This is a genomic window from Microbacterium sp. (genome assembly GCF_046295495.1).
Lineage (GTDB): Bacteria > Actinomycetota > Actinomycetes > Actinomycetales > Microbacteriaceae > Microbacterium.
The window spans coordinates 1-8,849 of the sequence record NZ_JBKBNC010000066.1 but is presented as its reverse complement, the minus strand read 5'-3'; the positions used below and the strand labels follow the sequence as shown (position 1 = coordinate 8,849).

Below are 8,849 nucleotides of genomic sequence, written 5' to 3'. Positions count from 1 at the left end.
TGGGAGACCGGACGTCAGGCCGTGCGAGATGCGGCCAGCGTGCGCCCAGCGGTGACGGCGGCCTCCTCGGCGTCGGCCTTCAGCGCCGCGGCCGCGTCGGTGAACGCGTCGAGCGCGGGGTTGACCCCGACGAGCGTGAAGGGACGGTGGACGACGGTGAGGTCGAGGCCCCACACATCCTCGAACACACGACGCAGCCAGCCGGTCGAGTGGTCCCACCCCTCCTTGGGGCTCCCGGGCTCGTAGTTGCCGCCGAGGACGGTGACGAGTGTGGCCGGCTTGCCGCGCAGCGCGGTGCCCTGCGGGTCGATGCGCGGGTCGGTGTAGGCGAGGTCGAACCACGTCTTCACGTGCTGTGAGACGCCGTAGTTGTACAGCGGCACGGTGAACAGCAGCGCCTCGGCGTCGATGAGTTCGTCGGCGAGCAGCGTTCGAAGGGCGACGGCCTCCCGCTGACCGTCCGTGTGCTGGTCGGCGGGGGTGAATCCCGAGGTCACCGAGTCGCGCCAGGCGGTTGCCGGAATGGGGTCGGCGGCGACGTCACGGCGCACGACCGTCGACGACGGGTGCGCGGCCGACCATTCGGCCTCGACCAGATCGCCGAGTTGGCGACTGGCGGAGGTGGCGGGGAAGATGCTGGCATCGAGGCGGAACAGAGTCATGAGCTTCTCCGATCAGAGTGACTAATAAAAGACAAGTAGCTCTGCGCACGCTAGCACACGTAGGATAAGAGCATGGCCGAGGATCACGACGCTCGACAGTGCGACGCCGCCGTCTCGCGCGCATTCTCCGTGCTCGGCAAAAGATGGAACGGCATGATCCTCGACGTGCTCGGTCACGGGGAGTTGTCGTTCTCCGGCCTGCGTCGAGCCGTGTCCGGGATCAGCGACGCCGTCCTTTCCGACCGCCTCACCGAACTAGCCGACACCGGGCTGGTCGATCGCCGCGTCGACGCCGGGCCGCCCGTCGCGGTCGCCTACGCGTTGACGGATGCCGGATGCCGACTGGTTCCGATCCTGGGCCAGCTCGGCGAGTGGGCCGAGGGCAATCTGCAGCGTCGCTGAGCGTGAGGCGCGGCGTGTGGGGCGCGGCGTATGGGGCTGTCCGTGACGTGGTACGCATCCAGATCCCGTTAGCGCCGATAATGCACATTATGTCAGTTTACGGAGAACGGTCTGCCTGACGGATCGCGGACTCTCCCCGAGCGCCGCGGCGGACCGGGCTCACGGTTGACCAGCCTCACGAGCATCTCGGTCATCGTCTTCCTGGTCGAGCAGCATCCCCACCGATGTGGCGCAGGCGTCACCCCGCCACGCTTCACCGCCTTCGCGAAGGGCGAAGACGGCGATGACGAGACCGGCCACCGCGTCGGCCCACCACCAACCGAGCGCCGTGTTCGCCGCCAGACCGGCCAGGACGGCGGCCGACAGGTAGGTGCAGATCAGCGTTTGGTTCGCGTCCGCGACCGCTGTCGCCGAGCCCAGCTCGCGACCGGCGCGTCGCTCGGCGTACGACAGGAGCGGCATGATCGCCACGCTCAGCGCGGTGATGACGAGTCCGAGCGTGCTGTGCGAGGGCTCGATCCGCAGGAGCAGGGTCGCGGCAGACGAAGCGATCACGGAGCCGGCGAGCGCGAAGAACGCCACGGCGATGACGCGGAGGGTCCCCCGCTCCCACCGATGCGGATCGTCACGCGTGAACTGCCACGCGACGGCGGCCGCCGAGAGCACCTCGACCGTCGAGTCGAGACCGAAGGCGATCAGCGCGCCCGACGATGCCGCCGCCCCGGCGGTGATGGCGACGACGGCCTCGATCAGGTTGTATCCGATGGTCGCGGCGACGATCCAGCGGATGCGCCGCTGCAGGACACCCCGGCGATCGCGTGTGCCGCTCTCGGCGGTCATGAGCAACGGCACTGCTCCCCCGAGCAGCACTCGGGTTCGAGGGTCAGGGTCGTGTCGAGGAGGGTGTCGAGGGCGCGGGTGAGAGCGGGGGCCGCGAGTCGATACGACGATCGGCGGCCCTGGATGTCCGCGACGACCAGTCCGCAGCCGCGAAGGCACGTCAGCTGGTTCGACATGACCTGCCGCGACACGCCCAGCGCCTCGGCGAGGTCGGCGGGATAGGCGGGCCCCTCGCGGAGCGCGAGGAGGACGCCCGCCCTCGTCGGGTCGGCCAACGCGTGACTGAGGCGCGAGAGGGCCGCGGTGTGAGGTCGGGTCGCCGTGGGCATGCGAACGACAGTACATGACTTGCTGTACTGATTCACGCCGTCGACCGGGTGGTCGCGTGGCTCGTCCTGTGCGTCGCCCTCTCCCCCGGTCTCCGACCCGCGTCAGCGGATCCAACCCGACGTCACGTCGATCACGCGCGACCCCGTCAGATCGCTCAGCGAGAGCGAAGCGAAGCGCACGGCGGCCTCCGAGGTCTGCCAGCGGAAACGCGGGGCGTCGGTGGTCGCCGCCTCCACGACGGTCTCGGCCGCCTCTTCGGCGGGCTGGGCGTTCGCGAACGATGTCGCGGTGCGATCGAGGTAGGCCTGCTGCAGGGCGGCGTACGGTCCCGGCGCGGCGCGGTGCACGGAGTCCGTGAACGACGACGCCACGGCCGCGGGCTCGACGATCGACACGTCGATGCCGAACGGCGCGACGACCGGGGCGAGCGATTGCATCAGTCCCTCCACCGCGAACTTCGCCCCGCAGTAGGCGTCGGCGAAAGGCTGTCCGACCGCTCCCCCGACGCTTGTGACCGTGACGATGCGGCCATGACCGCGCTCTCGCATCCCCGGCAACACCAGACGCGTGAGGCGCGCGACCGAGAGATAGTTCGTGTCGAGCTGCGCCTGCAGGTCGGCATCCGACATCTGCTCGAGGGTGCCCACGGCGCCGCGGCCCGCGTTGTTGACGAGGATGTCGATCTCGCCGGCCTGGGTGATGAGTGCCTCGGATGCCGCCGCGTCGGTCACCTCGAGGGCTCGGATGTCGAGTTCCACCCCGGCGGCGGCGGCCGCACGGCGGAGCGCGTCGGCGCGGGCGAGATCGCGCACCGTGGCGATCACCGACGCGCCCGAGCGGGCGAGTCCGATCGCGGTGTGCAGGCCGATGCCGCTGGAGGTGCCGGTGACGAGAGCGAGAGTCATGCGCCCATCGTCGCGCACAACCGTCTGCGTCGGCTGTGGATGCGGTCTCAGACCTCGAGGATGCCGTCGACGGCATCGCTCACGGGCGGGAGCTCCTCGGTGTCCAGATCTTCCAAAAGGTGGATCGAGGCGAAAAAGGGCGGGATGAACCGCCAGCGTCTTCGAAGACGCGCAGGGTGCGTCGCATCCTCCCCGCGGGGAACCGCGGATGGCGGTCGGCCGCTCGCGGGCTCCGCATCACCGCGATCGGCTGGTCTTCGGCCACGGAGATCGTCATGTCGCGGATCGACACCCTCTGCCAACTCCGCTCCCCCGCCATCCGGTCAGTCCGCCGAAAGCCGTCGTTGCGCCGCCAAGCGGTCAGCGGGTGGGTGTGAGCTCCACCCACGCGCCGCCGAACTTCGGCTCGCGGCCGTCGCCCGACGACGTGCCCGACAGGCGTCGGCGCACCCACGGGGCGACGTGCTCGCGGTAGTAGGCCGATCCCTTGAGTCGCTCGGATTCGGGGATCTCGCGGAGTCGCCACCACTCCCCCGGCGCGCTGAGCCCGACCGACTCGACCACGCGCGCGGCGACCCGGTGATGACCGCGGGCGTTCATGTGCAGGCGGTCGACGGACCAGAACTCCCCGCCCGCCAGCTCGCGGTCGAACCAGTTGTAGGCGGTGATCACGTCGGGTCGCGCGGCGAGGCGCTCTTCGACGGCGCGCGAGAGCCGGTCGCCGCGGTTCTGCACCACGCGCCCGAGGGGCAGTCCCGCCGACGGGTTCGCACCCGACAGCACGATCAGCTGTACGCCCTCCTCGTCGCAGCGTCGCAGCACGTGCTCGAACGCCCCGACGATCCGCTCGATGTCGGCGCGCGGGCGCAGCATGTCGTTGCCGCCGCCGTTGAACGACAGATGCGTGGGCCTCAGCGCCAGCGCCGGTTCGAGCTGAAGATCGACGATCGGTTGGATGAGCTTGCCGCGGATGGCGAGGTTCGCGTACTGGATCGGCTCCCCCGCGGCATCCGCCCACCCTTGGGCTGCGAGGTCGGCCCACCCTCGCACGGTTCCGTCGGGCAGTTCGTCACCGACCCCTTCGGTGAACGAGTCGCCGATCGCGACGTAGCGCACGGATGCCATGGGTCGAGCCTACGCGCGCCGCCCCGCTCCCCTGCCGCCTCACGCCGGCTCCGCGGGTCGAGCGTCCGCGACACGCCGTTGCGCCGAGGTATGACGCGGCGTTTCTCGGACACTCGCCCTCGGTGTGCGGCGGGGCCACGGACGCGTGTTCGCGACGGCGCGGGGCGGAGCGTGGGGTCGCGACCGGGACGGGGTGAGCGGGGTCGCGCGGGTCAGGCCAGCGCGCGCCCGCGCTGTTCGCGCAGGAACAGCGCCGCCACCACGGCCACCGCGAAGAACGCCGCGAACACGATGAACAGCAGGGGCGCTCCCCCGAGCCCGAGCAACGGCGGCACGGCCAGCGGCGCGAGGATCGACGCGATGCGGCCCACCCCCGCCGCCCAGCCGGCGCCGGTGGCCCGGAGCGCGGTCGGATACGCCTCGGGAGTCGCCGCGTACAGCGCGCCCCAGGCTCCGAGATTGAAGAACGACAGGGCCATCCCCGCCGCGATCACCGCGACCTCGCCCGACGCCGTGCCGAACAGTACCGCCGACACGGCCGAGCCGGCGAGGAACGTCGCGAGCGTCGCGCGCCGACCCCACGACTCGATCAGCCAGGCCGCCACGGCATAGCCGGGCAGCTGCGCGAGCGTGATGATGAGCGTGAACCCGAACGAACGCACGAGATCGTATCCCTGAGCCACGAGGATCGTGGGGATCCAGATGAACGCCCCGTAGTACGAGAAGTTCACGCAGAACCACAGCACCCACAGGCTCGCCGTGCGAGCGCGCAGCGCGGGCGCCCAGAGCGCGCGGATGCGCGGACGGGGCGAGGGGACGGATGCCGGCTCCCCCTCTTCCGACGGCTCCAATGACACACGCCCCGCGGCCGCCTCGAAGGAGCGGACGATCGCGACGGCCTCGGTGTTGCGCCCGCGTGCGGCGAGCCAGCGCGGAGACTCCGGCAGCCCCCACCGAACGATGAGCGCGTAGACCGCGGGGATCGCGCCGAGCGCGAAGGCCCAGCGCCACCCGTCGGCCGAGGACGGCACCACGAGGTACCCGATGACGGCGGCGGCGGTCCACCCGACGGCCCAGAACGCCTCGAGGAAGACGATGACGCGTCCGCGGATGCGGGCCGGCGCGAACTCGCTGACGTAGGTCGATGCGACCGGGAGCTCCGCGCCGAGCCCGAGACCCACGATGAAGCGCAGCACGAGGAGAGCCGCGAGACCGCCCACGAGGGCGCTCGCGCCCGTCGCGACGCCGTAGACCAAGAGCGTCAAGGCGAACACGTGCCGGCGGCCGAACCGATCGGCCAGCAGGCCACCCAGGCTCGCGCCGATCGCCATGCCCGCGAACCCCGCCGAGGCGATCCACGACGCTTGGGTGGGCGCGAGCTGCCACTGCACGCTCAGCGCGGCGATGACGAACGAGATGAGCCCGACGTCCATGGCATCCAGGGCCCAGCCGAGCCCGGATCCGGCGAGGATCCGTCCGTGCCGACGGGTGAACGGCAGGGCGTCGAGTCGCTCGGACACCCGCACGGTGTCGGTGGTCGTGGTCACCGGATGCCGGCGGCGTCGGCCGTCGCGGATGACTCCGCGAGCAATTCGTGGACGAGGGGTCGCACCTTCGTGCCGTAGAGCTCGATGCTCGACAGGAGACGATCGTGCGAGATGGAGCCGCTCGCGATCTTCATCTGGAAGCGCGAGTTGCCGAGTGCCCGCACGGTCGCGGCGATCTTGCGTGCGACCGTCTCGGGCGAGCCGACGTACATCGACCCCTCGGGGCCCACGTCGTGCTGGAAGCGCAGGCGGTTGTACTCGGGCCAGCCGCGTTCGCGACCGATGGTGTTGTTGAGCTCGGCGACACCCTCGAACGCTTCGTCCCAGGCCTGTTCGTCGGTTGCGGCGACGTGCCCGGGCGAGTGCACCGAGATCGGCATCTGGGGCTTGCCGAGCTCCTGCAGCGAGCGGCGGTACAGGTCGGCGTACGGGCGGAAGCGGGCCGCGGACCCGCCGATGATGGCGAGCACGAGGCCGTAGCCGTAGCGGGCGGTGCGCACGACCGACTCGGGAGAGCCGCCGACCCCCACCCACGCGGTCAGACCCTTCTCGGTCTTCGGGTAGACATCCGCATCCTGGAGGGCGGCGCGCGTTCGCCCCGACCAGGTGACGGGCTTCTCGGTGAGCAGGTGCGAGAAGAGCTCGAGCTTCTCTTCGAAGAGCTGCTCGTAGTCGGCCAGGTCGTAGCCGAAGAGGGGGAACGATTCGATGAACGATCCCCGTCCGAGGATGACCTCGGCGCGTCCGTTCGAGACGGCGTCGAGAGTGGCGAAACGCTCGTACACGCGCACCGGATCGTCGCTGGAGAGCACGGTCACGGCGGTGCCGAGGTGGATGTTCGTCGTGCGGGCGGCCGCCGCGGCGAGCACGATCTCGGGGCTGGTGACGGCGAAGTCCTTCCGGTGGTGCTCCCCCACCCCGAAGAACGAGAGGCCGACCTCGTCGGCCAGGACCGCCTGGTCGACGACGTTGCGGAGGGTCTGCGCATCGGAGAGGAGCGAGCCGTCGGGGTCGCGCGAGATGTCTCCGAAGGTGTCGAGGCCGAGCTCGAGGGGGCGAACGTCCATGGGGTCTCCTTGCATTCGGATGAATGAACTTTACGGGAGCTGCGGGTATTCCCCGCATCGAGGAACGGGCGGCCGCGCGCCGCCCCGTCGCAGGTGGTCCCGCCGTCTTCCCGGCGGGCGCCGCGGCGGCGACGCCCACCGGGAAGAACTCACACGGATGCCAGAGCCGCGCGCAACGTGTCGAGACCGACGCCGCCGATGTCGAGGGCACGCGTGTGGAACTGCTTCATCGAGAACTCGGCGCCACGACGCTCCTGCTCCTCGTCGCGCACCTGCTCCCAGATGCGCTGGCCCACCTTGTACGACGGAGCCTGCCCGGGCCATCCGAGGTAGCGGTTGACCTCGAAGCGCACGAACTCCTCGCTCATGTTGACGTTCTTCAGCATGAAGGCGAGGGCGTAGTCGTGGTCCCACGTGCCGGTGCCGTCGAGGCGGGGCTTCTGCAGGTGCACGCCGATGTCGAGCACCACGCGCGCCGCGCGCATGCGCTGACCGTCGAGCATGCCGAGGCGATCGGCGGGGTCGTCGAGGTAGCCGAGCTGTTCCATCAGTCGCTCGGCGTACAGGGCCCAGCCTTCGGCGTGCCCGCTGGTGCCCGCCAGGAGGCGACGCCAGGAGTTCAGCTCGGCGCGGTTGTGGACCGCCTGCGCGATCTGCAGGTGATGGCCCGGAACGCCCTCGTGGTAGACGGTGGTGAGTTCGCGCCAGGTGTCGAACGTGTCGACGCCTTCGGGCACCGACCACCACATGCGACCCGGCCGCGAGAAGTCGTCGGTCGGACCGGTGTAGTAGATCCCGCCCTCGTTGGTCGGGGCGATCATGCACTCGAGGCGACGGATCGGTTCGGCGATGTCGAAATGCGTGCGTCCGAGCTCCTCGACGGCCTTGTCGCTCGTGCGCTGCATCCACTCCTGCAGGGCCTCGGTGCCGCGGAGCTTGCGCGACTCGTCTTTCTCGAGGAAGGCGACGGCCTCCTCGACGGTGGAGCCGGGGAGGATCTCGTGGGCGATGGCCTCCTGCTCGGCGACCATGCGGGCGAGCTCCTCGACACCCCACTCGTACGTCTCGTCGAGGTCGACCTCGGCGCCCAGGAACCGGCGCGAGTGCAGGGCGTACATCTCCCGGCCCACCGCATCGACGTCGCCGGCGGCCGGAGCCAGTTCACTCGCGAGGAACGACGCGAGAGCGTCGTAGGCGACGCGGGCCGCGTTGGAGTTCTGCGCGAGATCGCGGGCGAGGGATGCCGGGAGCTGCCCCTCCTCGGGAGCGGCCTCGCCGACGAACTCGGCGAAGAAGCCGGTGTCGGAGGTGTAGCGAGCGATCTGCGTGACGACCTCGCTGACCTGACGGCGCGCGGGCACGACCCCCTCGGCGATTCCCCGACGCAGCGACGAGACGTAGCCGTCGATCGCCGTGGGCAGGGCCTTCATCCGCTCGGAGATGGTCGTCCAGTCGTCCACGGTCGCCGTGGGCATCAGGTCGAAGGTGGAGCGGATATCTTGCGCGGGAGACGCGATGACATTCAGATCGCGCAGAGGGATCTTCGCCTCGTGCACCTCGATCATGAGGGCGAGCTCGCGCACGAGGTCCATCTTCGTGACGGTGTCGATCGCGTCGACGGGCTCCGCGGCCTCGAGGGCCACCTTGGTGGAGCGTGCGTCGGCGAGCAGGGCCTCGGCGCCCTCGGGACTGTAGTCGCCGAAACGCCCGTTGTGCTCGAACCGGCCGATGTACGTCGCCAGCGTCGGCTCACGCTCGGCCAGGGTGTCCACCCACGCGTCGGCGATCGTGTCGATCGGCGTGGAGCTGCGGTGTGCGTCAGTCATCCCCCGAGCCTAGGGAACGTGCGCGGCGGGCGCACGCCTGTGGACGAACGCCCGCGTGCCGGGCAGCCTGGGGAGGACGCGTCGCGGCACTCGCGCCCCCGGCACCGTGCAGCAGCGACCGCGCCGCGGAGCCCGCGCAGCAGCC

At 70.5% G+C, this 8,849-nt stretch carries 9 protein-coding genes; 1 reads left to right on the top strand and 8 read right to left on the bottom strand.

Going from position 1 to position 8,849, the window contains the following annotated elements; translation table 11 throughout:
• Positions 1-14: 14 nt before the first annotated feature.
• Entirely contained in the window at positions 15-662 is a 648-nt protein-coding gene (locus ACK4LS_RS14195) for an FMN-dependent NADH-azoreductase (protein WP_409718584.1), read from the bottom strand.
• Between the two features lie 72 nt (positions 663-734).
• Here ACK4LS_RS14195 and ACK4LS_RS14190 point away from each other — a divergent pair, with 72 nt between their 5' ends.
• Positions 735-1,064: a winged helix-turn-helix transcriptional regulator gene (locus ACK4LS_RS14190; protein ID WP_409718581.1), complete on the top strand. Its 330-nt coding sequence runs from the start codon at positions 735-737 to the stop codon at positions 1,062-1,064.
• 159 nt (positions 1,065-1,223) lie between these two features.
• Here the strand turns inward: ACK4LS_RS14190 and ACK4LS_RS14185 are convergent, their stop codons facing one another.
• From ACK4LS_RS14185 to ACK4LS_RS14155, 7 genes are all read right to left on the bottom strand, one after another.
• Positions 1,224-1,904: a cation transporter gene (locus ACK4LS_RS14185; RefSeq protein ID WP_409718578.1), complete on the bottom strand. Its 681-nt coding sequence runs from the start codon at positions 1,902-1,904 to the stop codon at positions 1,224-1,226.
• On the bottom strand, positions 1,901-2,233 hold the full coding sequence (locus ACK4LS_RS14180) for an ArsR/SmtB family transcription factor (RefSeq protein WP_409718575.1): 333 nt from the start codon (positions 2,231-2,233) through the stop codon (positions 1,901-1,903). Before ACK4LS_RS14180 ends, ACK4LS_RS14185 begins: the two co-directional genes overlap by 4 nt.
• Positions 2,234-2,335: 102 nt before the next feature.
• Complete coding sequence (locus ACK4LS_RS14175; protein WP_409718572.1) at positions 2,336-3,139, bottom strand: SDR family NAD(P)-dependent oxidoreductase; 804 nt, start codon at positions 3,137-3,139, stop codon at positions 2,336-2,338.
• A 360-nt stretch (positions 3,140-3,499) separates the two neighbouring features.
• Positions 3,500-4,264 (bottom strand): SGNH/GDSL hydrolase family protein, encoded by a 765-nt coding sequence (locus ACK4LS_RS14170; RefSeq protein WP_409718569.1) that lies wholly within the window; start codon positions 4,262-4,264, stop codon positions 3,500-3,502.
• Positions 4,265-4,476: 212 nt separating this feature from the next.
• Entirely contained in the window at positions 4,477-5,811 is a 1,335-nt protein-coding gene (locus tag ACK4LS_RS14165) for an MFS transporter (RefSeq protein WP_409718566.1), read from the bottom strand.
• A complete protein-coding gene (locus ACK4LS_RS14160; protein ID WP_409718563.1) occupies positions 5,808-6,878 on the bottom strand; it encodes an LLM class flavin-dependent oxidoreductase in 1,071 nt (356 codons plus the stop codon). Before ACK4LS_RS14160 ends, ACK4LS_RS14165 begins: the two co-directional genes overlap by 4 nt.
• A gap of 149 nt (positions 6,879-7,027) precedes the next feature.
• Complete coding sequence (locus ACK4LS_RS14155; RefSeq protein ID WP_409718560.1) at positions 7,028-8,704, bottom strand: DUF885 domain-containing protein; 1,677 nt, start codon at positions 8,702-8,704, stop codon at positions 7,028-7,030.
• Positions 8,705-8,849: the final 145 nt, after the last annotated feature.

Coding starts and splice junctions, on each gene's coding strand:
- ACK4LS_RS14155 (WP_409718560.1), bottom strand. CDS start 8,704: ATGACTGACGCACACCGCAGCTCCACGCCGATCGACACGATCGCCGAC.
- ACK4LS_RS14185 (WP_409718578.1), bottom strand. CDS start 1,904: ATGACCGCCGAGAGCGGCACACGCGATCGCCGGGGTGTCCTGCAGCGG.
- ACK4LS_RS14180 (WP_409718575.1), bottom strand. CDS start 2,233: ATGCCCACGGCGACCCGACCTCACACCGCGGCCCTCTCGCGCCTCAGT.
- ACK4LS_RS14195 (WP_409718584.1), bottom strand. CDS start 662: ATGACTCTGTTCCGCCTCGATGCCAGCATCTTCCCCGCCACCTCCGCC.
- ACK4LS_RS14190 (WP_409718581.1), top strand. CDS start 735: ATGGCCGAGGATCACGACGCTCGACAGTGCGACGCCGCCGTCTCGCGC.
- ACK4LS_RS14160 (WP_409718563.1), bottom strand. CDS start 6,878: ATGGACGTTCGCCCCCTCGAGCTCGGCCTCGACACCTTCGGAGACATC.
- ACK4LS_RS14170 (WP_409718569.1), bottom strand. CDS start 4,264: ATGGCATCCGTGCGCTACGTCGCGATCGGCGACTCGTTCACCGAAGGG.
- ACK4LS_RS14175 (WP_409718572.1), bottom strand. CDS start 3,139: ATGACTCTCGCTCTCGTCACCGGCACCTCCAGCGGCATCGGCCTGCAC.